Source organism: Streptomyces sp. NPDC091649, assembly GCF_044756785.1.
Lineage (GTDB): Bacteria > Actinomycetota > Actinomycetes > Streptomycetales > Streptomycetaceae > Streptomyces.
Window position 1 is genome coordinate 1 of record NZ_JBIVTR010000005.1, and the last position, 23,744, is coordinate 23,744.

15 protein-coding genes, 2 tRNA genes, 1 pseudogene and 1 riboswitch are annotated in these 23,744 nt (G+C 73.7%); of the genes and pseudogenes, 8 read left to right on the forward strand and 10 right to left on the reverse strand.

The window, feature by feature from the left end:
- Positions 1–465: 465 nt before the first annotated feature.
- Positions 466–1,023, reverse strand: coding sequence for a MarR family transcriptional regulator (locus ACIQMU_RS11680; RefSeq protein WP_352239418.1), 558 nt, complete (start codon positions 1,021–1,023; stop codon positions 466–468).
- Positions 1,024–1,190: 167 nt separating this feature from the next.
- Here ACIQMU_RS11680 and ACIQMU_RS11685 point away from each other — a divergent pair, with 167 nt between their 5' ends.
- On the forward strand, positions 1,191–2,519 hold the full coding sequence (locus tag ACIQMU_RS11685; RefSeq protein WP_352239433.1) for an MFS transporter: 1,329 nt from the start codon (positions 1,191–1,193) through the stop codon (positions 2,517–2,519).
- Between the two features lie 31 nt (positions 2,520–2,550).
- Here ACIQMU_RS11685 and ACIQMU_RS11690 read toward each other — a convergent pair whose 3' ends face one another.
- Both ACIQMU_RS11690 and ACIQMU_RS11695 read right to left on the reverse strand, forming a co-directional pair.
- Positions 2,551–4,284 (reverse strand): SpoIIE family protein phosphatase, encoded by a 1,734-nt coding sequence (locus ACIQMU_RS11690; protein ID WP_402688757.1) that lies wholly within the window; start codon positions 4,282–4,284, stop codon positions 2,551–2,553.
- 335 nt (positions 4,285–4,619) lie between these two features.
- A complete protein-coding gene (locus ACIQMU_RS11695; RefSeq protein ID WP_352239416.1) occupies positions 4,620–6,068 on the reverse strand; it encodes an NAD(P)/FAD-dependent oxidoreductase in 1,449 nt (482 codons plus the stop codon).
- Between the two features lie 340 nt (positions 6,069–6,408).
- On the opposite strand from ACIQMU_RS11695, the gene ACIQMU_RS11700 reads away from it, so the two are divergent.
- Positions 6,409–7,326 (forward strand): helix-turn-helix domain-containing protein, encoded by a 918-nt coding sequence (locus ACIQMU_RS11700; RefSeq protein WP_352239415.1) that lies wholly within the window; start codon positions 6,409–6,411, stop codon positions 7,324–7,326.
- A gap of 483 nt (positions 7,327–7,809) precedes the next feature.
- A complete protein-coding gene (locus ACIQMU_RS11705; protein ID WP_352239414.1) occupies positions 7,810–9,789 on the forward strand; it encodes a sigma-70 family RNA polymerase sigma factor in 1,980 nt (659 codons plus the stop codon).
- A 177-nt stretch (positions 9,790–9,966) separates the two neighbouring features.
- On the opposite strand, the gene ACIQMU_RS11710 is transcribed toward ACIQMU_RS11705, so the two are convergent.
- Positions 9,967–12,078, reverse strand: coding sequence for an asparagine synthase-related protein (locus tag ACIQMU_RS11710; RefSeq protein WP_352239413.1), 2,112 nt, complete (start codon positions 12,076–12,078; stop codon positions 9,967–9,969).
- A gap of 855 nt (positions 12,079–12,933) precedes the next feature.
- Between ACIQMU_RS11710 and ACIQMU_RS11715 the strand changes: the two genes are divergently transcribed.
- From ACIQMU_RS11715 to ACIQMU_RS11730, 4 genes are all read left to right on the forward strand, one after another.
- Positions 12,934–14,523: a sporulation protein gene (locus ACIQMU_RS11715; RefSeq protein WP_352239412.1), complete on the forward strand. Its 1,590-nt coding sequence runs from the start codon at positions 12,934–12,936 to the stop codon at positions 14,521–14,523.
- A gap of 122 nt (positions 14,524–14,645) precedes the next feature.
- Complete coding sequence (lhgO, locus tag ACIQMU_RS11720; protein ID WP_402688758.1) at positions 14,646–15,902, forward strand: L-2-hydroxyglutarate oxidase; 1,257 nt, start codon at positions 14,646–14,648, stop codon at positions 15,900–15,902.
- A complete protein-coding gene (trmB, locus tag ACIQMU_RS11725; RefSeq protein WP_402688759.1) occupies positions 15,895–16,779 on the forward strand; it encodes a tRNA (guanosine(46)-N7)-methyltransferase TrmB in 885 nt (294 codons plus the stop codon). Before lhgO ends, trmB begins: the two co-directional genes overlap by 8 nt.
- 73 nt (positions 16,780–16,852) lie before the next feature.
- Positions 16,853–18,403: a PrsW family intramembrane metalloprotease gene (locus ACIQMU_RS11730; RefSeq protein WP_352239409.1), complete on the forward strand. Its 1,551-nt coding sequence runs from the start codon at positions 16,853–16,855 to the stop codon at positions 18,401–18,403.
- Between the two features lie 98 nt (positions 18,404–18,501).
- Here the strand turns inward: ACIQMU_RS11730 and ACIQMU_RS11735 are convergent, their stop codons facing one another.
- The 4 genes from ACIQMU_RS11735 to ACIQMU_RS11750 all read right to left on the reverse strand — a co-directional run bounded on the left by ACIQMU_RS11735 (position 18,502) and on the right by ACIQMU_RS11750 (position 22,023).
- Positions 18,502–19,533, reverse strand: a complete 1,032-nt coding sequence (locus tag ACIQMU_RS11735; protein ID WP_402688760.1) for a M23 family metallopeptidase — start codon at positions 19,531–19,533, stop codon at positions 18,502–18,504.
- 11 nt (positions 19,534–19,544) lie between these two features.
- Positions 19,545–19,697, reverse strand: a riboswitch (cyclic di-AMP (ydaO/yuaA leader).
- A 283-nt stretch (positions 19,698–19,980) separates the two neighbouring features.
- Entirely contained in the window at positions 19,981–21,198 is a 1,218-nt protein-coding gene (locus tag ACIQMU_RS11740) for a PP2C family protein-serine/threonine phosphatase (protein ID WP_352239407.1), read from the reverse strand.
- A gap of 332 nt (positions 21,199–21,530) precedes the next feature.
- Positions 21,531–21,604 (reverse strand) — tRNA-Met (locus ACIQMU_RS11745).
- A 284-nt stretch (positions 21,605–21,888) separates the two neighbouring features.
- Positions 21,889–22,023 (reverse strand): hypothetical protein, encoded by a 135-nt coding sequence (locus tag ACIQMU_RS11750; RefSeq protein ID WP_402688761.1) that lies wholly within the window; start codon positions 22,021–22,023, stop codon positions 21,889–21,891.
- A gap of 525 nt (positions 22,024–22,548) precedes the next feature.
- Between ACIQMU_RS11750 and ACIQMU_RS11755 the strand changes: the two genes are divergently transcribed.
- Positions 22,549–22,752 (forward strand): hypothetical protein, encoded by a 204-nt coding sequence (locus ACIQMU_RS11755; RefSeq protein WP_352239405.1) that lies wholly within the window; start codon positions 22,549–22,551, stop codon positions 22,750–22,752.
- 461 nt (positions 22,753–23,213) lie between these two features.
- On the opposite strand, the gene ACIQMU_RS11760 is transcribed toward ACIQMU_RS11755, so the two are convergent.
- Positions 23,214–23,287: transfer RNA gene (locus ACIQMU_RS11760), tRNA-Lys, on the reverse strand.
- Positions 23,288–23,519: 232 nt separating this feature from the next.
- Positions 23,520–23,744, reverse strand: a pseudogene (locus ACIQMU_RS11765) (RNA helicase); the annotation flags it as partial.

Genomic DNA, 23,744 nt, shown 5'->3' on the forward strand with positions numbered 1-23,744 from the left:
CCGGGCGCTTCCTTTCGTTTACTGCTTTGTCTTGCTGTCTTGCGTTTCCGACTCTATCAGACTCTTATCTGTCCGATTCCCGGTCGAAGCGGGCCGAGCGATCTTGCTTTCGCTTTCCAGGTCCTTCGCTTTCGCGTTCTCCCTTTCCGGCGAGTCCGACTCTATCAGATCCTTTCGGGCCTGATTCCCAGTCAGCGGGGTTTGTCTTCCCGGCTGTTGGGCCGTTCCGACGCTCAAACTCTAGCGGATTCTCCCGGCGGCTCATAATCGGGCCTTCTCGATGAATTCCGGCATGCCGAAATGATCCCGAGTGGGAGGTCGTACTGAAGTTTGGTTGCCGCGTTCGCGGCGGGATCGGCTGCCGCAGGGCCGTTTCGGCTCCGTGACAACTCGGAGAACTTTACGGATCCACCAGGGGTGTGTCAACCCGCCCCCGGCGGCCTCCGCAGGTCCTGCGTCGGGCCCTCAGTCCAGGTCCGTGAGTCGGCCGCCGGCGTCCGGCTGGGCGTGCTCCACCCGGCGGAGGAGGCGGACCAGCAGCTCGCCGAGGACACCGCGTTCGTCGCCGGACAGGTCCTGGAGGAGGTCCTCCTCGAAGTCGGTCGCCATGCGCATCGCCTCAAGCCACTTCGTACGGCCCTCGTCGGTCAGTTCGACGATGACGCGGACCCGGTTGTTCTCGTCGCGGTCCCGCGTGACCAGACCCTCGCCGGCCATCCGGTCGATGCGGTGGGTCATGGCGGCCGGGGTGAGACCGAGACGCTTCGCCAGTTCGCCGGGGCCCAGCCGGTAAGGGGCGCCCGACAGGACCAGCGTCTTGAGGACCTCCCACTCGGCGTTGCTGATGCCGAGCGCGGCGACCTGCCTCCCGTACGCGACGTTCATCCGGCGGTTCAGCCGCCCCAACGCGGAGACGACCTGTTCGACCTGCGGGTCGAGGTCGCGGAACTCGCGCTGGTAGGCCGCGATCTGTTCGTCGAGGCTCGGCTCGCCGGGGCTGGACTCCTCGGTGCTCTCAGACATGGCGGGCAGTATGGCACGCCCCCACCGCCCTTGAAGTCCTTCAGGCTGTAGTTTTCAGCTTCTAAGTTTAGTGCTAAAGTCTTCGAGTCTGATTTCTTCGTGTCAGGTCTCGTCGCGCGGCGAGCGGGACCCCCGAGATCTTGAGGTAGGTGAGTGTGACCAGGGAGATGGGCGCAGCGCTGCGGCGGATCCAGCTGAGCAGCGCGCTGAGCGCGTTCGGGCTCGGGTTCACCGTTCCGTATCTGTACGTCTACGTGGCGCAGGTGCGGGATCTGGGCGCCGGGACGGCGGGAGTCGTCCTGGCCGCCTTCGCGATGGCGGCGCTGGCCGTTCTGCCGTTCACCGGGCGGGCCATCGACCGGCGGGGCCCGCTGCCCGTATTGGTGGTGGCCTCCGCCCTGGCCTCCGTGGGCGCCGTCGCCCTGGGGTTCGCGACCAGCGTCCCGGCCGCCGTGCTGGCCGCCGCCGTCCTGGGCGCGGGCACCGCGGTCATGCAGCCGGCCCTCGCCACGATGCTCGTGTGGTGCTCCAGCTCCGCGACTCGTACGCGCGCCTTCGCCACGCAGTTCTTCCTGCAAAACCTGGGACTCGGCCTCGGCGGGCTCGTCGGCGGCCAGCTGGTGGACGTGAGCCGTCCGGCGAGCTTCACCACGCTCTTCCTCATCGAGGCCGCGATGTTCGTGGTGCTCGGCGTCGTGGTGACGACCGTGCGGATGCCCCGTCCGGCGTCGCTCGGCGGCGCCCGTCCGGCGGACGGGCCGGCCGGGAAGGGCGGCGGGCTGCGGGCACTGCTCTCGCACCGGGCCATGGTGCAGCTGTGCGTGCTGGGGTTCGTCCTGTTCTTCGCCTGCTACGGACAGTTCGAGTCCGGTCTGGCCGCTTACGGCACGGAGGCGGCCGGGATCGAGCCCTCCGCCCTCGGCTTCGCGCTGGCCGCCAACACCGCGGTCATCGTCGTGGCGCAGTTCGTCGTGCTGCGGCTCGTGGAGCGGCGGCGGCGCAGCCGGGTCATCGCCGCGGTCGGCCTGATCTGGGCGTTCGCCTGGATCGTGGCGGGCTACGCGGGGCTGGGCCACGGCAGCCAGACCATGGCGACGGCCGCGTTCATCTCGACGTACGCGCTGTTCGGGCTGGGTGAGGCGATGCTGTCGCCGACCGTCGCCCCGCTGGTCGCCGATCTGGCCCCGGAGTCGATGGTCGGGCAGTACAACTCGGCCTTCGCCCTGTGCAAGCAGCTCGCGCTCGCGGTCGGTCCGGCCGTCGGCGGGCCGATGGGGGCGTCGCTGCACGGCCCGTACATCGTGACCTTCGTCCTGTTCTCGCTGGGCATCACGGTGCTCGCCCTGCGGCTGGGCCGTCGGCTCACGTCCGTACAGGACCAGCCGTCGTCGGCGAACCCCTCGCTGGTGGTGGCGGTGTCACTGCCCGAGGGCGGGGCCGCCGCGGACGGCGGATCCGCCCGGTCCGCGTCCGCCCCGGCCGCCGCCGGTCACTGAGGGAGCGCCCCGCTCACCGCGGCCGGGCGCGTCACCGCGGCAGGGCGAACTCGCACCAGACCGCCTTGCCGCCGCCCGGCGTCCGGCGGCTGCCCCACGAGGTGGCGATCGACGCGATGATCGAGATGCCGCGTCCCGCCTCGTCCGCCGGTTCGGCCTGGCGGCGGCGCGGCAGGTGGTCGTCGCCGTCGGTGACCTCGATGATCAGCCGGCGGTCGGTGCGGCGCAGCCCCAGGCGCATCGGCGGCGTGCCGTGCTGGAGGGAGTTCGCGACCAGTTCGCTGGTGGCGAGCACGCCCAGGTCGCGGAGCTCGACGGGGAAGCGCCACGACGTCAGGACCCCGGTGGCGAAGGCGCGGGCGCGCGGGGCGGCCTCGACGCCGCCGAGGAGGTCGAGCGCCGCGTTGTGGAACAGCTCCGCGTTCGATCCCGTGCGGGCGGGGTGCTGGACCACCAGGACGGCCACGTCGTCGTCGTGCTCGGCGGTCACGCCGAGGGAGCGGATCAACCGGTCGCAGACCACCTGGGGTGTGCCCTTGGCTCCCGAGAGGGCGCGGGCCAGGGAGGCGACGCCCTCGTCGATGTCCTCGCTGCGCCGTTCGACCAGGCCGTCCGTATAGAGGACCGCGGTGGAACCGGGCGGCAGCGCGATGGTGCCCGAGGTGTGGATCCAGCCGCCGGTGCCGAGCGGGGGGCCGGTGGGTTCGGCGGCTCGGTGGACCGTGCCGTCCTCGTCGCGGACGAGGATCGGGAGGTGTCCGGCGGAGGCGTAGACGAGGTGCCCCTCGTTCGGATCGTGGACGGCGTAGACGCAGGTCGCGATCTGGCTGGCGTCGATCTCGGCGGCGAGGCCGTCCAGCAGCTGGATCACCTCGTGCGGCGGGAGGTCGAGCCGGGCGTAGGCGCGGACGGCGGTGCGGAGCTGGCCCATCACGGCGGCGGCGCGGACCCCGCGGCCCATCACGTCGCCGATGACCAGGGCGGTGCGGCCCGCGCCGAGGGTGATGACGTCGTACCAGTCGCCGCCCACCGCGGCGTCGGTTCCGCCGGGCTGGTAGGTGGCGGCGATACGGAGGTCGTCGGGCTGCTCCAGCTCCTGCGGAAGCAGGGAGCGCTGGAGGGTCACGGCGGTTTCGCGGTGGCGGCGCTCGCTGGTGCGCAGGCGCTCGGCGGCTTCGGCGTGGTCGGTGACGTCGGCGGCGTACACGAGGACGCCGCCTTCTCCGCTCGCGTCCGCTCCTGCGTGCCCGGTCCTGACGTCTTCGCCCGCTGCCTTGTCCTCGCTGTCCCACGCGGCGACCGGGGTGCAGGTCACGGTGTACGAACCGCCTTCGGCGGTCCTGCGGGACTTGACCGTGCGGGCGGTGCCGCTGCGCAGGACCTGGTCCAGCAGCGGGAGCACGCTGAGCTGGGCGAGTTCGGGCATGGCCGCCGCCGCGGGAACTCCGGACGGGCGGGGGCCGAACGCGGCCTCGTAGGCGTCGTTGACGTACGCGACGCGGTGGTCCGGGCCGTGCAGCAGGGCGACGGGGGCGGGGACCCGGCAGAGGATCTCGCGGGCGGAGAGGTCGGCGAGGGCGGGCCCGGGTAGGGCCTCCGCCGGGGCGGGGCCGGAAGGCGCCGGTGAGGCGTCGTCCGGCGGGGCGGGCGCGTCCTCCGGCCGGGCGTACTCGGCTCGGGCCGCCGGCACCGGACTACGGTCGTCCCGGGCGGCGGCTCGGCGCTGCGTTCCGGGAAGGCGGGCGCTCCAACGCGTGAAGTTCACGGTATTTCTGGCCTCGTGTGTCGGTCTGGTCCGCTCGGGCGGGCTGCTGCTTCTGCCGTGTTCGGGGGTGCCGGGGTCCGTGTCCCCGGGAAGGCGCAGCCGGGCCTCGTCGCGCTGTCGGTGCGTCGCTGCTGGTCACTGTTGGTCACTGCCGACCGGGTCACTCTGTGCAGGTGTGGGCCCACCTATGGTCACACGTCCAGTGTGACCGACCGTACTGACAGTCGTCGCCCTGCCGCCGGTACGACCCTCGGCCGGCCCGGTGCCGACCGGGGTCGGAAACCCGGTCCGGGCCTCCGTCGGCCGGGCGGCCGCGGCGGGTGCCGATGGACCCGTCAGCCGTCGGCCGGCCGGTCCCCCGGCGGTCTGCCGGGGTTCTGCGGGCGGCCGGGGCCGGGAAGCCCGGGGGTGCCGGAGCCGCCGCCCGCCGCGAGTTCAAACTCGGCGCGGGGGTGCTCCAGCGAACCGAGGGAGACGATCTCCCGTTTGAAGAGGCCGGACAGGGTCCATTCGGCAAGGACGCGCGCCTTCCGGTTGAACGTCGGTACCCGGCTGAGGTGGTAGGTGCGGTGCATCAGCCAGGCGGGGTAGCCCTTGAGCTTGCGGCCGTAGACGTGGGCGACGCCCTTGTGCAGGCCGAGGGAGGCGACCGATCCGGCGTACGCGTGCCGGTACTCCTTGAGCGGACGGCCGTCGACCGAGGCGAGGACGTTGTCGGCGAGGGTCTTCGCCTGGCGCACCGCGTGCTGGGCGTTCGGAGCGGTCTCGCGGCCCGGTTCGGAGGCGGTCAGGTCGGGTACGGCCGCGGCGTCGCCGGCCGCCCAGGCGTGCGGAGTGCCTTCGACGCCGAGGGTGGCGGTACAGCGGAGCCGGCCGTGTTCGGTGCGGGGCAGGCCGGTGGCGGCCAGCAGCGGAGCCGGTTTCACGCCCGCGGTCCACACGAGGGTGCGGGTGGGGAAGCGGGAGCCGTCGCTGAGGACGGCGACGCGGTCCTCGCAGGTGTCGAGGCGGGTGTCGAGGCGTACGTCGATGTTCCGGCCGCGCAGCTCGCCGACGGCGTACGTGCCCATGGCGTCACCGACCTCGGGGAGGATGCGCCCGGATGCCTCGACCAGGATCCATTTCAGGTCCGCCGGCTTGATGTTGTGGTAGTACCGCGCCGTGTAGCGGGCCATGTCCTCCAGCTCGGCCAGCGCCTCCACGCCCGCGTAGCCGCCGCCGACGAAGACGAAGGTGAGAGCGGCGTCGCGGATCGCGGGGTCGCGGGTGGCGGAGGCGATGTCCATCTGTTCGATGACGTGGTTGCGCAGCCCGATGGCTTCCTCGACGGTCTTGAAACCGATGCCGAATTCGGCGAGGCCGGGGACGGGGAGGGTGCGCGAGACGGACCCCGGGGCGATGACGATCTCGTCGTACGCGATCTCCAGGGCTCCGGTGCCGTCCTCGCCGGTGGCGAGGGTGGCGACGGTCGCGGTCCGCTCGGCGTGGTCCACCTGCCGGGCCTCGCCGATGACGATCGTGCAGTGGCGCAGGACGCGGCGCAGCGGCACGACCACATGGCGCGGCGAGATCGAACCGGCGGCCGCTTCGGGGAGGAAGGGCTGGTACGTCATGTACGGCTCGGGCGTGACGACCACGATCTCGGCGTCGCCGCTCTTCAGTCTCTGCTTCAACTTCCGCTGGAGACGCAGCGCTGTGTACATCCCGACGTAGCCGCCGCCGACGACGAGAATGCGTACACCTGGCCGGGTGCCGGGGGTCGTCCCCCGGGAATCTGGAGCCATCACCACCCCATGACGCAACGGAGTCAGTGGTTTGTCCACAGGCCCGGCACATTGTGTGACCGGAGGGCCCTCGGTGACGCTCGGGGCACCCGGTCGGCGGGAGGCGAAAGCCGTGCAGGTCAGGCACTACGCGTGGGGTGAATGGAAGGGTGTTGTCCCGCCGCCGGTGGGGTCTTGGTCCGATCGGGGGGCGTCCCATGCGGAACTACCCCCTTCTGAATTGACGCGGGCTCAACTATGTTCGTAACCCGTCGGGGTCGGGTGCGGATTTCGTTGTGCTCCGCTCCCGGCTGAAACGGCGGGAAGTCTCCGGGGGGAGACGTCATAACCGGGGGAAGTTATGCATATTCAGGATACGCATGGTCAGGCAGCGCCCACACGCACGTCCGAGGACCACGGACGCCTAGGCTCCGTGGGCGCGCTCGGCGTCATGAGCTCGGCGGACGCCGTCCGCTCGGCGGCCGCGGTGAGTGCCGCGGCGATGGGTTCGGCCGCTGCCGCACAGGTTCCCAACGGGTCGGCGGCGGGAGCCGGGATCGCGGGCGCGCCGCGGTCGGCTCCGCTGCGCGTCGACGCGCAGCGCAATCTGGAGCATGTGCTGCGGGCCGCACGCGAGGTGTTCGGGGAGCTGGGTTACGGCGCTCCGATGGAGGATGTGGCCCGTCGGGCGCGCGTCGGCGTCGGCACCGTCTACCGGCGGTTTCCGAGCAAGGACGTTCTGGTGCGCCGGATAGCCGAGGAGGAGACTTCCCGGCTGACCGAGCAGGCGCGTACGGCGCTGGGGCAGGAGGAGAAGCCCTGGTCGGCGCTCTCCCGTTTCCTTCGTACGTCGGTGGCCTCGGGTGCGGGCCGGTTGCTGCCGCCGCAGGTGCTGCGGGTCGGGGTCGACGGCGAGGAGCCGGGCGCCCCGGCGGCCGCCGGGGCGGCAGCGGCCGCGACGGACGAGGCCCGCGTTCCGCAGCAGCGGCAGGGGGTGGGCCAGGACGACTTCCGCCTCGCCGGCCGGCAGCCCGGGGGCGCCGACGGGCTCGACGGCCTCGGTGAGGACTCGGGCGCGGTCGAACTGCTGGAGGTCGTGGGACGGCTGGTGGACCGGGCGCGGGAGTCCGGTGAGCTGCGCCGTGACGTGACGGTGGCCGATGTGCTGCTGGTCATCGCCACGGCGGCTCCTTCGCTGCCGGACGCCGCTCAGCAGGCCGCGGCTTCGGCCCGGCTGCTGGACATCCTGCTGGAGGGTCTGAGGTCGCGGCCTGCGTGACGGTCACGGGTCGCGGGTCGCAGGTCACGGTCTGGGGTCTGGGGTCTGCGTGACGGCCGGGGCCGGGGCCTGCATGACGGTCACGGGTCGGGGCCTGCGGCCCGCGTGACGGTCACGGGTCGCGGCCCGCGTGACGGCCGGGGGCGTGGGCCCGCCACACCGGACGGCCCGTCTCTGCCTGCTCTCCGCCGTCCGGCCTGGCCGCCCGTCCGCTCATGGCGTACCGCTCGTCGGTGCGCTCCCGTCCGCCCCTCGCAGAGCCGGGCGGACGGGAGCACACTCGTGCGGGGAGCGGCGGACGGCGGACCCGTGCCGGGAGCCGCATCAGCGGGGGCACTTTCCCCGAAAGAGGGGTCTCCAGTACTCACATTCCAGAAAACGCCCCGGATGAGTGGTTGGCGCGACTGAGGGGCCAACGCGATTGAGCCATGTGGCAGTCTTGGCCGATATTCGGGTCCGAGGGTGCATACGGGGGCTTCCGCGATGAGCGGTAACGAGCAGCAGGAAGAGCCGCTCGGCGAGATCGCTGCGGCCGACAGGGACACGAAGGCCGGCGGGCCGCCCGCCGGACAGGTGCCGAACCAGGCTGTACGCGGCCCGTCGGACGGCGAGGACGGGGGCGGCACCGTCCTGCCCGGCCCGTGGCCCGCAGCGGAGGAGGAGACCTCCGCTGAAGCCGGCGCGCCCGCTGTTCCGCAGCAACGCGCGGGCCGCGGCGGCGCTCCCGAGCTCGGACTGTCCGACGCCCGGTTGATTGAGGACATGCGCGGTGGCGACGACCTCGCCTACGAGGAGCTGTTCCGGCGTCATTCGGGTGCCGTGCTCCGCTACGCCCGCAGTTGCTGCCGGGACACGCACACCGCCGACGACCTGACCGCCGAGGTGTTCGCGCGGACGCTCCAGGCCGTTCGGGGCGGCAAGGGGCCGACGGAAGCGGTCCGGGCCTATCTGATGACCGCCGTCCGCCATGTCGCCGCGGCCTGGACGAAGAGCGCCAAGCGTGAGCACCTGGTCGACGACTTCGCGGTGTTCGCCGCCCAGGCGTCCCGGTCCTCCGAACTCTCCGACGACGACACCCTCGACCTCGGCGCCGACGTCCTGGCGATGCACGAGGCCGAACAGACCATGGCGATGCGCGCGTTCAGGAGCCTCCCGGAGCGCTGGCAGGCCGTCCTGTGGCACACCACGGTCGAGGAGGAGTCGCCGAGCGAGATCGCCCCGCTGTTCGGCCTCACCGCCAACGCCACCGCCGTCCTGGCGAGCCGCGCCCGTGAGGGGCTCAAGCAGGCGTACCTCCAGGCCCACGTCAGTCGGGCGCTGACCACCGGCGGGGACTGCGCGCAGTACGCCGACCGGCTCGGCGCGCACGCCCGGGGCGGGTTGCGCACCCGGGCGGAACGCGGGCTGCGCAAGCACCTCGACGAATGCGCCAAGTGCCGGCTGGCAGCCGGCGAGTTGGACCACGTGAACGCCGGGATTCCGGCGCTGCTGCCCGTCGCGGTCATCGGATGGTTCGCCGCCGGGTACGCGCTCAAGGCCGCGGGCGTCGTTGCCGGCGGAGCGGCCGGGGCCGCCGGAGCGGGAGCCGCCGCGGCGGCCACCGGGTCCGGGGCCGCCGGAGGCGCCGGGTCCGCCGCGGCCTCGGAGGGGCTCGGCGCGCCCGCCAAGGCCGGGATCGCCGCCGCCGTGGCCGTGGCCGCCGCGGCCGGTCTCGTGTGGGCTCTCGTCGGCGACGACCAGCCGAAGCCCGAGCCGGTCGCGAAGCCACCGGCCGTGGCGCCGGCGGTTCCCACGCCGCCTCCCCCGCCGTCCCCTAAGCCCGCGCCGAAGCCACCGGCCGCCCCCGCGCCGCCCCCTCCCCCGGTACCGGCGGCCGCCCCGCCCGAGCCGTCCCCGTCCCCGAAGCCGCCGCCGAGCCCCACCCCCTCGCCCGAGCGGCCGCCGAAGCCCGCGCCCCCGGCGCCGAGCCCGCCGCCGTCCCCGAAGCCGACACCACCGCCGAAGCCCACACCGCCTCCGCCCGCCCCGGAGGTGTACCAGGTCAGCGAGCTGGCGTACTCGCTGACCGGCGACCACAGCGAACCCGAGGTCGTGCTGGGGCAGAGCAGTTGGGTCTGGCAGCGGTCGAACGTGTCCATCGCCTCCACCCGTTACGCGCACGGCGTGACCGTGCACGCCCGCTCCTCGGTGACCATCCAGCTGAACCGGTCGTGCACCCGCTACGAGGCCATGGTCGGGGTGGACGATCTGACCCTGGGGCTCGGCGCGGTGCGCTTCTCCGTGTTCGACGGGGACGGGGCCCGGCTGTGGCGCTCCCCGGTGATGAAGGGCGGCGAGTCGGCCGTCCCGGTGAGCGTGGGCATCGCCGGCCAGTCCTCGATCCGCCTCGTGGTGGAGCCGCACACGCCGTTCGGCGCGGTGGCCCTGGCCGACTGGGCGGATTCCCGGATCAGCTGCGCCTGAGCCGCACGCGCCGCGCCCGCCCCCGGGGCAGCGGGCGGGCCGCGGGCTCGGCGGCCGGCCCGTCACCGGCCGGAGGCCGCCCGGGCCGCCGGGCCCCGCACGGCGGGGGGCGGCCTTCGCCGGGGACTGTTCGTACGGAAGCGCCGCCCGCTCCCGCTCCCGGGGGCCGCCTTCCGGTCAGGACTGGAGCGTGCGCCGGGCCGGGGTCACGCCGCCCGCGACCGCGCGCTGGCGCGGAGCGGCCGTGCCCGTCCAGCAGGTGCCGCGGCGGGCCAGCAGTCGGCGCAGCCACAGTTCGGTGGAGGCCAGGTCCGCCAGACCGTCCAGGGGCAGCGGCTCGCCCTCGGAGGCGGCGCGCAGGGCCTTGCGGACCACCCGGGCCTCGACCAGGCCCGCGTCGGCCAGCAGCGGGGCGTCGAACAGGGCCATCAGGTCGGGCAACGCGGTGCGCAGGCCGGCCCGGGTGACAGCGGTGGAGGCGGCCGGGGAGGGCGCGCCCCAGCCGGGCGGCAGATCGTGGATGCCCGCCCCGCCGAGCACCCGGCGCAGGATCGCGGCCCGTGCGCCGGGCTGGACGCGGAGGGACTCGGGCAGGGCGCGGGCCGCCCGGACGACCTGGTTGTCGAGGAATGGGGCGTGCAGGCGCTGGCTGCGGATCTCCGCGGCCTGTTCCAGGATGCGGTGGTCGGCGGCCCCCCGGGCGAGGGCGGCGCGGGCCCGGGCCTCCCCCGGGCGCTGTACGGAGGTGGGGCGGATCGCCGCCTCCTGGAGACGAACCGATACTTCGGCCAGCGCCTCGCCCGTCAGCCAGCGCGCCGCGGGCCCCGGGCGCGACCAGGCGAGGGCGGCGAGGGAGGCGTCGGCGGGGGTGGCGAGGTCGGGGGCGTCGCGGTTGGCGTCGGGGAGGAGCCCGGCGGCGGACTCCAGGCCGGTGCGGTACGAGGTACGGGCCAGGCGGCGGGCGGCACGGTAGACCGTCAGCGGGACGAACAGGGAGTGCGCCGTGGGGCCTTCGGCCTTGGTGAGGGCTGCGACGGGCCGCAGGAGGTGGCGTCGGCGACGGTCCATCAGGAGGTCGGCGAGGCGGGCGGGGTGCGCGTCCAGGACTTGCCGGGCCCCGTGTCCGACGAGGTGGTCGGCGCTGCCCGCGGACAGCCGGCGGCGGTGGCGCTCGGCGAGCACGAGGGAGGGGGCCGGCTCGTCGGTGAGCGCGCCGGCTCCCAACGAGGCGTAGGGCAGGGCCTCTTCGCCCGCCGCGACGACCACGTGGTGCAGCCGCGGGTTGGCGGCGATGGCGTGGGCCCGCTCCAGCTCGTCGTCGTTGCCGCGGGTGGTGAGGTCGTTGAAGGTGACGGCGAGCAGCCGCTCCCCCGCGCCGGTGCCGTGGCCGAGGAGGGTGCCGGGCAGCCCGGGCAGCCCGGAGGCGAGCAGGGCGAGGGTGGCGGAGGCGCTGCCTCCGGAGAGGTCGGCGCCGATGCCGGCCACGGGTCCGCCCCGGGCCGCGCGCCGGTCGGCGGGGCCCATGCCGGGGACGGGCCCCGGGTCCGGCGGGGGGCTGTCGGGCGCGTGGCGCGGGGCCGTGAGCCGGGCGCGTACGGCTTCGACGAGCGCGTCCCGTACGCCCTCCACGGCGTGCACCGGGTCGGCCTGGGGTGCGGCGACCGCGAGCGAGGCGACGGCCTCGTATCCGGTGATCTCCCGCGAGCCCTCCCGCAGGATGAGCGCGTGGCCCGGCGGGACCCGCTTCACACCCACGTAGGGCGTGCCGTCGCCGAGTGCCTCGGGGGTCTCCGGGCAGGCGAGCAGGGCGGCGAGGTGCCCGATGTCGAGCTGGGCCTCGATGAGGTCGGCGAGCGGCAGGGCGGCGGTGGCGAAGGCGGTGCCGTTGGCCCAGGGGGTGTGGAAGACCGGCCGGGCGCCGGCCAGGTCGCCCGCGACGGTGATGCGGCGCCCGATCTGCACGACGGCGGTGTAACTGCCCGACCAGGCGGTGAGGTGGCGCATCGCGCCGCCGCGCGCGGCGAGCAGTCCGACGCGCAGTTGCTCGTCGGTGGCGCCGCAGCAGCCGAGGACCGCGAGGCGGGCGGTGGGCGCCCCCTCGGGGGTCGCGACGCCGATGACGCGGATCTCGTCGGGGCGCCAGTCGCCGACCGCCCACAGCGGATCCGGGTCTCCCCACAGGAGCTGGGAGCCCACGGGATGAACCGTGCGCCCCTCTCCGCCGTTTCCGACGGCGCCGACGGTGCCGAAGCTCGCGGCGAAACTGCTCCATCCCACCAACCAACGCATCGCCGCCTCCACAGGCTGTGGACAAACGGCGCACCTGATGAGCCAAACGCCGCTGCGGGACATGCTGCCACGACAACGCCGCAGGAGAGGGTGTACGGGCGGCGCACGCCGGAAGAGCATGCGCCCCTGGCAAGGGCCCGACGCGGTCTTCACCGCGACGACAACAACGGAACTGTCGGTTCCGGGAGTTAAGCCGGCCGGTCCGCCCGGTCTCCGCGCCGCCCCGGCCCGCCCCCCGTGGCGCGGAACGGGCCGGCGCCACCCGGAAACAGCGCTGATATCCGGCCATAGTCGGACCATTGGCCAGACCCTCACCGGACCGTCGCTATTCGGCCATTCTCTCGAAGCACCACCGCCCGCGCACAGCGTGTCGCGCACCCCTGGCGGACCCGGCCGCGCACGGTCCGGGAGGTGGGCCTCACCTCCCGGACCGGTCCACCGCCCGCGGGGAATGGAGCGGCGGTTCCCCCAGCCCACTGAGTCCAGTACAGCGGGCCGACCCACGCGGTACCCAGACAAGCGTTCCGGTCACAGCCGGGCCAGAGCGCACGGCCGGGCGCACGGCCACACACGAGGAGCACGCCGCACCCCGGCCCGCGCGACCGCCGTGCGGGCGGACCGGACCGCCCGCACGCACAACAATCCCGCCATCCGGACGTCTGCCCCTTAACGGTAGGGATAGGGAGAACTACGCTGTGTTTACCGGTGTTCTCGGCAGGGGGGCATATTCCTCGGGGCTCAGCCACATGCGTGTGCAGGTGGAGTACAGAGGTTCGAACCTGGGGAGGCATCGGTACGAATGCCGCGCGCCGTCCTCGGTGACGCGGCGGCTGTCTGTGTGTCGAGGGGTGGCGCATGTCCAGGGAGCAACGCGGGCCGAACGAGAAGCTCGGCACGGTTCTCGCCCTCGCGGGAATCAGTAACGCCGGGCTCGCCCGGCGGGTCAACGACCTCGGAGCACAGCGCGGTCTGACACTTCGCTACGACAAGACCTCGGTGGCCCGGTGGGTCGCCAAGGGCATGGTGCCGCAGGGCGCGGCGCCGCATCTCATCGCGGCGGCGATCGGGGCCAAGCTCGGCCGGCCGGTCCCCCTGCACGAGATCGGCCTCGCCGACGCGGACCCGGCCCCGGAGGTCGGACTCGCCTTCCCCCGGGACGTGGGCGAGGCGGTCCGTTCGGCGACGGAGCTGTACCGGCTGGATCTGGCCGGACGGCGCGGTGGCGGCGGCATCTGGCAGTCCCTGGCCGGATCCTTCTCGGTCAGCGCCTACGCGACGCCCGCGTCCCGCTGGCTGATAACCCCCGCCGATCCGTCGGTGGCCCGGGACCCGACGGCGGCACGGGCGGCGGTCCTCGGGGCGCGCGGCGGCGGATCCGACGGCCCCGGCGGGGCCGGAGCCCGCGGATCGGGGGCCCTGCCGGGCGCCCGGGGCGCACACATCCTCCACACCGCCGGCGGCGCACTCGGCACGGCCGGCTCCGTCCCGCTCCAGCCCGGCCCGGAGGCCGTCGCGGACGCCTCGCCGCTGCGGGTCGGCCACAGCGATGTGACGAAGCTGCGCGAGGCGGCCCAGGACGCCCGGCGCTGGGACTCCAAGTACGGCGGCGGTGACTGGCGCTCCTCGATGGTCCCCGAGTGCTTACGCGTCGACGCCGCGCCGCTGCTCCTCGGTTCGTACACCGACGAGGTCGGGCGCGCCCTGTTCGGTGCGTCGGCCGAGCTGACCCGGCTGGCCGGCTGGATGGCCTTCGACACCGGTCAGCAGGAGGCCGCCCAGCGCTACTACATCCAGGCCCTGCGCCTGGCCCGCGCCGCCGCCGACGTCCCGCTCGGCGGCTATGTCCTCGCCTCGATGTCCCTCCAGGCGACCTACCGCGGCTTCGCCGACGAAGGCGTCGACCTCGCCCAGGCGGCCGTCGAGCGCAATCGCGGTCTCGCCACCGCCCGCACCATGAGCTTCTTCCGGCTGGTGGAGGCCCGCGCCCACGCGAAGGCCGACGACGCGGCGGCCGCGGGCGCCGCGCTCAAGAGTGCGGAGAGCTGGCTGGAGCGGTCCCGGGCGGGCGATGCGGACCCGCCCTGGCTGGGCTTCTACGGCTACGACCGGTTCGCCGCCGACGCCGCCGAGTGCTACCGGGACCTGAAGGCCCCCCGGCAGGTGCGGCGCTTCACCGAGCAGGCGCTGTCCCGGCCGACCGAGGAGTTCGTCCGCAGCCACGGACTGCGGCTCGTCGTGTCCGCCGTCGCCGAGCTGGAGTCGGGCAATCTGGACGCGGCCTGCGCGGCGGGCACCCGGGCGGTGGAGGTCGCCGGGCGGATCTCCTCGGCCCGCACCACGGAGTACGTCCGCGATCTGCTCCACCGGCTGGAACCGTACGGGGACGAGCCCCGCGTCGCCGAGCTGCGGGAGCGGGCCCGTCCGCTGCTGGTCACCCCGGTCTGAGCCGGGCGGCGAGGGCCCCGCGGCGGGGGCCGCCGGGGCGGAGTGTGCGCCACGCCCCGCCCGGCACGGGTTTGAGCCGGTTGTCAGTGGGTCAGTGCACTATCGGGGTGGGAGGTGGCGTGATGATGACGCACGCGGCGTACGACTGCGATGTGCTGGTGATCGGCGGCGGGATCGTCGGTCTGTCGACCGCGTATGCGATCACCCGGTCGGCGCCGGGCACCCGGGTGACGGTCCTGGAGAAGGAGCACGGCCCGGCCCGGCACCAGACCGGCCGCAACAGCGGCGTGGTCCACAGCGGCATCTACTACCGCCCCGGTTCCCTCAAGGCCCGGTACGCGCTGCGCGGCTCCGCCGAGCTGGCGGACTTCTGCGCCGAGCACGGCATCGCCCACACCACCACCGGCAAGCTGATCGTCGCGACCGAGCGCTCCGAGCTGCCCCGGCTGCACGGCCTGGTACAGCGCGGCCGCGAGCACGGACTGCCCGTGCGGGAGCTGGGCCCCGCCCAGATCGCGGAGTACGAACCCGAGGTCCGGGGCCTGGCGGCGATCCGGGTCGGCACGACCGGAGTCTGCGACTTCGCCGCCGTGGCCACCCGCTTCGCGACCGAGGTGACCGCCGCGGGCGGCATCGTGCGGTACGGCGCGGAGGTCACCGCGATAGACCGGCGCCCCTGGGGCGTCGCGGTGCGCACGGCGGACGGCCTGGTCGTCCGGGCCCGGGCGCTGGTCAACTGCGCGGGGCTCCACTGCGACCGGGTGGCCCGCCTCGCCGGGGACGACCCGGGGGTGCGGATCGTGCCGTTCCGGGGCGAGTACTACGCGCTGGCCCGCCCCGAGCTGGTGCGCGGTCTGGTCTACCCGGTGCCCGACCCGGCCTTCCCCTTCCTCGGCGTCCACCTCACCCGGGGCTTCGACGGCTCCGTCCACGTCGGGCCGAACGCGGTCCCCGCCCTCGCCCGCGAGGGTTACGCCTGGCCGCGGGTCCACCCCGCCGAACTGCTGTCCACGCTGAGCTGGCCGGGCACCTGGCGGATCGCCCGCCGGCACTGGCGGTACGGGGCGGGCGAGGTGCACCGCTCGCTGTCCCGGTCCGCCTTCACCCGGGCCGTCCAGCGGCTGCTGCCCGCCGTCACCGAGGAGGACCTGCGCCCGTCGCCCGCCGGGGTCCGGGCCCAGGCGGTGCTGAAGGACGGCACCCTGGTCGACGACTTCCTGATCCGCGAGGCCCCGCACACCGTGCATGTGCTCAACGCGCCGTCGCCCGCCGCGACGGCGTCCCTGCCCATCGGACGGGAGGTGGCGCGGCGCGCGCTGCGCCGGGCTCGGGAGACGGGGTGGAAGCCGCCCGCCGTAGAATCGGGTCATTGTGTCTGAGCAGCCCATGAACCCCGCCCCCGCCTCCGCCGACGCGCCGGACATCGGCCGCACGCCGACCGGCTCCACGGCGGCCGACGCGCTCGCCGACGCCACGGCCGACGAAGCCGCCGCGCTGCGGGCCGCCTCCTTCGAGCGCGCGCGCCGGCTCCGCCAGGAGCCCCGCTTCCCCGGCGGCCCCGCAGCCGACCCCGCCGGCTCGCACCACGAGCGCCGGATCCGCAGCTTCCAGCCCCGCCGCAGCCGGGTCACGACCGGCCAGCAGGAGGCCCTGGAGCGCCTGTGGCCGACGTGGGGCCTGGACATCGACGGACAGCGCGTCCTGGACCTGGCCGAGATGTTCGACGGCCTGCCCGTCGTCCTGGAGATCGGCTTCGGCATGGGCGAGGCCACCGCGCAGATGGCGGCCGACGACCCGGGCACCGGCATCCTCGCGGTCGACGTCCACACCCCCGGCCAGGGCAATCTGCTGGGCCTCGCGGACAAGGCGGGCTCGACCAACGTACGAGTGGCCAACGGCGACGCGGTCATCCTGCTGCGCGAGATGCTCCCCCCGGAGTCGCTCGACGGCCTGCGCGTCTACTTCCCCGACCCGTGGCCCAAGGCCCGGCACCACAAGCGGCGCCTGATCCAGCCCGATTTCCTGGACCTGGTGGCCCCGGTGCTGAAGCCCGGCGCCGTCGTCCACTGCGCGACCGACTGGGAGCCGTACGCCGAGCAGATGCTGGAGGTGCTCACCGCGCACCCCCGCTTCGAGAACACCGCGCCCGGCGGCGGGTACGCCCCGCGCCCCGCGTTCCGGCCGCTCACCCGCTTCGAGGGGCAGGGCCTGGACAAGGGGCACGTCGTCCACGACCTGCTGTTCGCCCGCGTCTGACCCACCACGCGCAGCCGCTTCCCGGCCGGATGCGCCGTCGCCGGATGTCAGTGCTCGTCGTTAGGGTCGAGTGGTGTCCGACCCCTCCGTGCAGCCTCAGCAGGCGCGACCCGCCGTCCCGGTTCTTCACGAGCGGCGGCTCGACGAGGTCCTGGGCGCCGCGGCGGAGCGCGGCGGCGGGCGCTACCGGCCGCACCGCGTCGGCATGGTGTGGCGCAGCAAGGTGTTCCGCGCCGGAGCCGTGATCCTGACGCTGGTCCTGTGCGGGCTGGTGATCCTGGCCCTCGTCCGGGAGCAGACCGGCCCGGAGGGCTTCCTCGTCGGCCTGGGTCTGGCGGTGCTCCCTGTGCCGCTCCTGATGGCGGCGTTCCGCTGGCTCGACCGGGTCGAGCCGGGGCCCTGGCGGAATCTCCTGTTCTCCTTCGCCTGGGGCGCGTGCGCCGCCGCGCTCGTCGCGATCATCGCCAACTCGTTCGCGACGCGCTGGATAGCCACCGCGACGGCCGACCCGGCGAGCGCCGACACCCTGGGAGCGACGGTGATCGCCCCCGTGGTCGAGGAGAGCGCCAAGGCCGCGGCCGTGCTGCTGATCTTCCTGTTCCGCAGACGGGAGTTCAGCGGGGTGGTGGACGGCGTCGTCGTCGCCGGCTTCACCGCGACGGGTTTCGCGTTCACCGAGAACATCCTGTATCTGGGCAACGCCTTCGGTGAGGACCAGCAGCTCGGCAGCACCGGATTCGCCTCGGTGACGGCCGGGACCTTCTTCGTGCGGATCGTCATGTCACCGTTCGCGCACCCCCTGTTCACGGTCCTCACCGGCCTCGGCTTCGGCTTCGCGGCGATCAGCGCCCGCCGCCACCGGGCCCGCCGGATCGCCCTGCCGGTGCTGGGGCTGATCCTGGCGATGGGTCTGCACGCCCTGTGGAACGGCTCGTCGGCCTTCGGCCCGTACGGCTTCTACGCGGTGTACGGCATCGTCATGGTCCCGGCGTTCGGCCTGGTGACCTGGCTGGCGATCTGGTCGCGCCAGCGGGAGCTGCGCACCCTGGCCGCCGAGCTGCCCGTGTACGCGGCGGCCGGCTGGCTCTCCCCGGCCGAGCCGGCGGCGCTCTCCTCCATGCGGGCCCGGGGCATGGCCCGCGACCTGGCCCGCCACTGGCAGCCGGACCGGACCCGGGGCCGGGCGGCGGCTCGCGCGGTCGCGGAGTACGAGTCGTTCGCGACCTCCCTGGCGGGTCTGCGCCGCCGCGCCCGCCACGGCGCGGTCGGCGCGGACTTCGGCGCGCGCGAGCGGGAGCTGCTGCACCATCTCTGGCGGCGCCGGGAGGTCGCGGCCCCGGCCCTCGACCACGCGGCCCGCCTGTTGTCCCGTCCGGGCGCCCACCGCCACGGCCACCCCGTGCCGCCGCCGTACGGAAACGGGCGCCCGTACGGCTCCGGGCCCGCGCCCGGACAGCCGTACGGACAGCCCTTCGGGTACGGATACGGCCGGCCGTCCCCGTACTCGTCCCCGTACGACCGGGCTGCCGGTCGGGCCCCTGGCACACCGCCCGGCCCAGGCCCCTTCCCTCCGGCCCAGCCGTACGGCGAGCCGTACCGCTCCCGGACAGACCGGCAGCCCTGACGTCGGGGGGTGTGCGTCAGGGCTGCCGGGGTTTCGGGGGCGGCGGGTGCTCGCCGGAAGCCGTCCGCCCGCAGGGCGCCGGCCGGGGAGCGGAGGGCTCAGACCTTGAGGCCCTTGCTGTTCAGCCAGGCCATCGGGTCCATCGCCGAACCGCCCGCGGTGCGGACCTCCAGGTGGAGGTGGACCCCGGTCACGTTGCCGCTGTCGCCCATGCGGCCGATGGTCTGGCCGGTGGTGACCTTCTGGCCCACGGAGACCTCGATGGAGGACTGGTGGGCGTACCAGATCTCCGTGCCGTCTTCGAGCTGGAGCACCGTGCGGTAGCCGTACGAACCGGAGTAGCCGGCCGACGTGATCGTGCCGCTGTGCACGGCCTTGAGCGGCGCACCGGCCGACCCGGCGAAGTCGAGGCCGGTGTGCTGGCCGGAGGACCAGAGCGCGCCGGACTGACCGTAGGTCGAGGTGATCGTGTACGAGAAGGTGGGCAGGGAGAAGCTGGCGGCCAGCTTGGCGAGCCGCTCCTCCTCCTTCTTCTTCTTCGCAGCTTCCTCCGCCGCCTTCTTCTCGGCGGCGGCCTTGGCCTCGGCCTCGTCCTGCTGCTGCTTGGCCTCGGCGGCGGCGCTCTCGGCCGCGGCCTTCTCGGCGGCGGCCTTGGCCTCGGCGTCGGCGCTGGCCTGCTGCTGCTCGGCCTGCTGGAGGATCCGGGCGCGCAGCGCCTCGCCGGCGTCGGTGCCCTGCTTGGCCTCGGCGGTGGTGAGTCCGGCGGTGGTGAGCGGCGCGGACGCGGCGACCGGGACGGGCTCCGCGTCGTCGGACATGAGTGACCCGACGCCGGGAAGGGACTTGGCGTCGGGGAGGTTGTCCGCGATGGAATCGGGAAGAGAGATGGAGACCGGCGCCTTGTCCTGCGCGGTGGCCATGCCGCCCGCACCGACGGCCGCTATGACGCCGACCCCGAGGACGGTGGAGCTACGGGCGAGACCACGCTGCTTGGCCACGCGGTGCTTGCCGCGCACGGGCCGGATGGACTCCGCGGTGGGGTTCCATTCCTCCCAGGTGCGCTCCTCGCCGCCGAGGGTGTCGGTACCGAAGGGTGACGGGGCCTCGGGGGCAGGCTTGTTGGACGCCACGTGGGCGCACTCCTTTCCTTCCTTCTCGCCTACCGGGTTAGCTGACGGGTTCGGAGCAGGAAGGTCTCCTACGGGCCCCTCCGCCTCTCACGAGACGCAGGCGTCCGATTCACCCCATGTAGGTGGTTCCCCGGTTCCCTTGCGGAATTCGGCGCTCGCGCGCGGCGCCGTCTCTGACGACGGCTGTGACGACCGCGCTGCGTTATCGAACGTTAATAGACGCACGGGCCCGATTCCAAGCTGTTCCTGTTGATCATTAACGAACAGGGCAGGGATGTACGGGTCACAAGCGGGCGGAAACGGGCGACTTGACCGACACTCAGTCGCATGTCTTTTTCTGATGGTGTGTCAATCGTTATGCGCAGTGGTGTCCTTCGGTCACGCACCGTGTCATCGCCCGGTGCGGCCGGCCCGCGCCATGGAGCGGGGCCGTCGTCGACCGCGGTATCAGCCGGCGTCGTCGGCCCGGCCCACGATCTTCACCGTCGTCCGGCGGGCGGGCTGCCCCTCCGCGGGCCGGGCGACCGCGATCAGCGCCATGTCGTCCGTGGTCCGGCCCCCGGTGTGCAGCCGTACGTCGTCGGTCAGCGCGGACAGCAGCTCCTCCGGCCCCGGGAAGATCCTGCCGAGCAGGCGGGCCGCCGGGTCGTAGAAGACGCCGTTCGGGTCCCGGGCCTCGGACAGGCCGTCCGTGAACGCGAGGAGCGTCGCACCGGCGGGCATCGACCACTCGTCGGCCCGGTCCGGCCACACCCCCAGGTCCATCCCCAGCGGCAGGGCGGGCACCGAGGGCGCCAGCACCTCCAGCGCGCCGTCCGCGTACAGCAGGATCGGCTCGGGGTGACCGCGGTTCACGATCCGGAGCGAGGCGGAGCCGGGCGGGATCTCGGCCAGCACGGCGGTGATGAACCCCTCCATGGCGTCCAGCCCGTACCGCCGCGTCCCCTCCCGTGCCAGCGCCCGCTCCAGCCGCTGCGCGACGCCCTCCAGTGAACGCTCCTGCTCGGCCGCCTCCCGGAACGCCCCGATGATCACCGCCACCGCCTCGACCGCTCCCAGCCCCTTGCCGCGCACGTCGCCGACCACCACGCGTACGCCGTACGGAGTGTCCGCGACGGCGAACAGGTCGCCGCCCACGAACTCGTCCGCCTGCGCCGCCTCGTACCGCGCCGCCACCTGGAGCCCGCCGATCCGCTCGGCCGGGGTCGGCAGCACCGCCCGCATGGCGGTCTCCGCGATGACCCGGGCCGAGGCCAGCTGCTCGTTGCCGCGCCGTACGACCCCGTTGATCAGCACGGCCAGCGCCGAGGCGGTGAGCACCGTGAGCATCTCGATGACCGGGACGACCTGGGTGGACGTACCGTCGGAGAGCCGCATCGCGATGACGGACACCAGCGCGGCGATCCCCGTGCGGACGGTCCTGGACAGCGAGAAGAACGGCGCCGCGATCAGCGGGGCCGCGACGAAGAGCGGGACCGCGGTGAAGTTGGCCGGGGCCAGCGAGTCGAAGAGCAGCCCGCCGATGATCAGCAGGGCCGGCATCATCCGGACGAACCGTCGCGATCCCCGGCCACCGGGCGTCACGTCGTGCTCCGGGGAGCCGAACACCGCACGGCCCACGGCGTCGACGCTCCCCGCCGTGCCACTACGCCGTCTCTCGGCCATCCCCACCTGTGCACTCCTGCCCGGTCCACCCACGGCTGCGGACGGTACCGCGCCCCGCCCAGGCTTCCCGGAGCCGCGCCGAGCGGCGACTCCGCATCGGCCGAATAGGGGGAAGCGGCCGGAGCCCCGGTCTTCGTGGTCAGCCGGAGAGCCGGGTTCCGCGCAGACCGTCCGCGTGTCCGCACGAAGGCGGCGGCGCCGTCCCCGTAGCGATCGTAGTTCTTTCCGGAGCGTGGGCCGGTGGCCTGGCCGAGCGATCCCCGCACCGGACCTCCGGCACCCGGAAACGACTCGGGCCCGGCACGCTGTGCGTGCCGGGCCCGAGTCTTCAGTAGCGGGGACAGGATTTGAACCTGCGACCTCTGGGTTATGAGCCCAGCGAGCTACCGAGCTGCTCCACCCCGCGTCGGTAAACACAACTCTACGCCATCCGAGCGGCCGCTCCGACCACATTCCCGCCGCCCCCGCTCGGGCCCCCGCACGAGGCGGGCGCGGGCCGCGGCCACCGGACCGTCCTGCCGCATCACGAGGTCCGGCAGGACGCGTTCGCGGGACCGTACGCTTCCGGGGCGCGTTCCACGCCTGTCCGACCGGGCGTGCGGAAGCCCTGTCCGGCCCGAACTCGCGGACGCGGAGTCGTGCGCGACGGGCGCGGGCCCTCTGCCGGCCCACTGTGATCAGTCGGACTGCTCAACCGTGCTGTGCGGCGGCAGCGCCCCCGCGCCGCCACATCTCGTAGTGCCCACATTCCGCCGCGACCTCGGCTGCCGCCTGAGCCGCGGTGAAGAAGTCGTCGACCACCGGCGAGACGCGCGATGCCGCCACCGCGAGGCACACCTGATCGGGCGCCAGATCGGAGACGGGCACATAGGCGACGTCGGATGCGAGTAGAACACGGTCGCCGAACGGGCCAGGAACGAGATGCCCCTGCCGGCCGCGACGTGCTCGAGCGTCTCGTCCACCCCGCGCGCGCGGTGAGCATTCCCGCGGACGAACTGATGGTGCCGGGGTGCTTCGGGTTCCTCGCGAACATCGTCACGCAGAACTACCCGTCGTCCAGCCTCATCACCCGCCAGACCCTCGGCTGGGAACCTGACCGGCCCAGCCTGCTCACCGACCTGGACAACGGCCACTACTTCCCCGCCGGAGCCTCGGCCGGCGACAGCGATGTGGCGACGCTGGAGAAGTTCGTGACCCGCATGCGGTCCGGTGACCTGAGCGGGGCCCTGGAGATGGTCGACGAGGAGGCGGTCTGGCAGGAGGCCGAGACCCTGCCGTGGTCAGGCAGTGGCGAGGACCCGACGGGTTCGTCCGACTGGAAGACGCGATCAGCGCTTGGGCGGAGCGGAGATGATCGTGCGGGACTACGCCGTGGTGGAAGCAGGCGAGGTGGTGGAGCTGCGGCTCGACCTGGAATTCGTCTCCCGAGAGAGCGGGCGCCGGCTGCCGATGGAGGTGGTGGAGCACTACACGGTGCGTGAGGGCAGGATCCACGGCGCGAACGCCTTCTACAAGGACACCCAGGCGGTCAACGACCTGGTCAAGCACGGCTGACTCCCGCAACGCCCCGCACGGGTCGCGCGGAGGGTGCTCGGCGCCGAGGCGGTGCTCGCCCGAGAGCTCACGGTCGTACGGAAGCGGGCTTCAACGACGCCGACCACCTGGTGTGTTCAGCCGGCCTCGGCATCTCCGAGCGGGGTGTGCGGTATGCGGTCGTGCGGATTGCCGTCCTCACCGTGCGGTGCCGGCCACCGCGACGCGGCAGCCGTGAACCAACCGCCCAGGCGCACAAGGGTCACTGCGCTGCGGAGCCGTAGGCGGCGTCCGCACGGTCACGGAACCCTCCGCCGCTGCGCGATCACCCGGCCATCTCACCGGCTCAAGCGGTTCGACCCGGCGCCCTGAACGACGTCACTCGCTCCCGCCCATGCGCCCGAACGACGAAGTGCCCCGACCGGTCAGACCCGGTCGGGGCACTTCCGCAGGTCAGAGGGTTGCCCCTGCTCTGCTGTCGGTAGGCCGTGTGGGACTCGAACCCACAACCAACGGATTAAAAGTCCGCTGCTCTGACCAATTGAGCTAACGGCCCTCGACGGATCACCCCACGAGCATAGCCCGCCCGGCCCCGGCAGCCGATCCGGTATCCGTGTCGGGCCCGTCGCACCCGTTCATCGGGCCCGTCGCACCCGTTCATGGGGGGCGTCGGCTGTGGGGCCGGGGACGGCAACAGGGCCCGTACGCCACCGAGTCGGTTCGGTGGCGTACGGGCCCTGCCGGTCTGTCAGGCGGACCTGCTCGGCCGGGTGCCGGCCGGGCGGGGATCAGCCGTTGCGCTTCCAGCGCGGCTTGTCGTCGCGGCGGCCGAAGGAGCCGGTGTTGGTGCCGGTGTTGGCGCCGCGGTGCTCGTCACGACGGCCGGTGGGGCGGTCGCCGCCGCCGGAGCGGAAGCCGCCCGAGGGGCGCTCGTCACGACGGTCGCGGTTGAAGGGGCGGTCGCTGCCGCCGGAGCGGAAGCCGCCGGAGGGGCGCTCGTCACGACGGTCGGG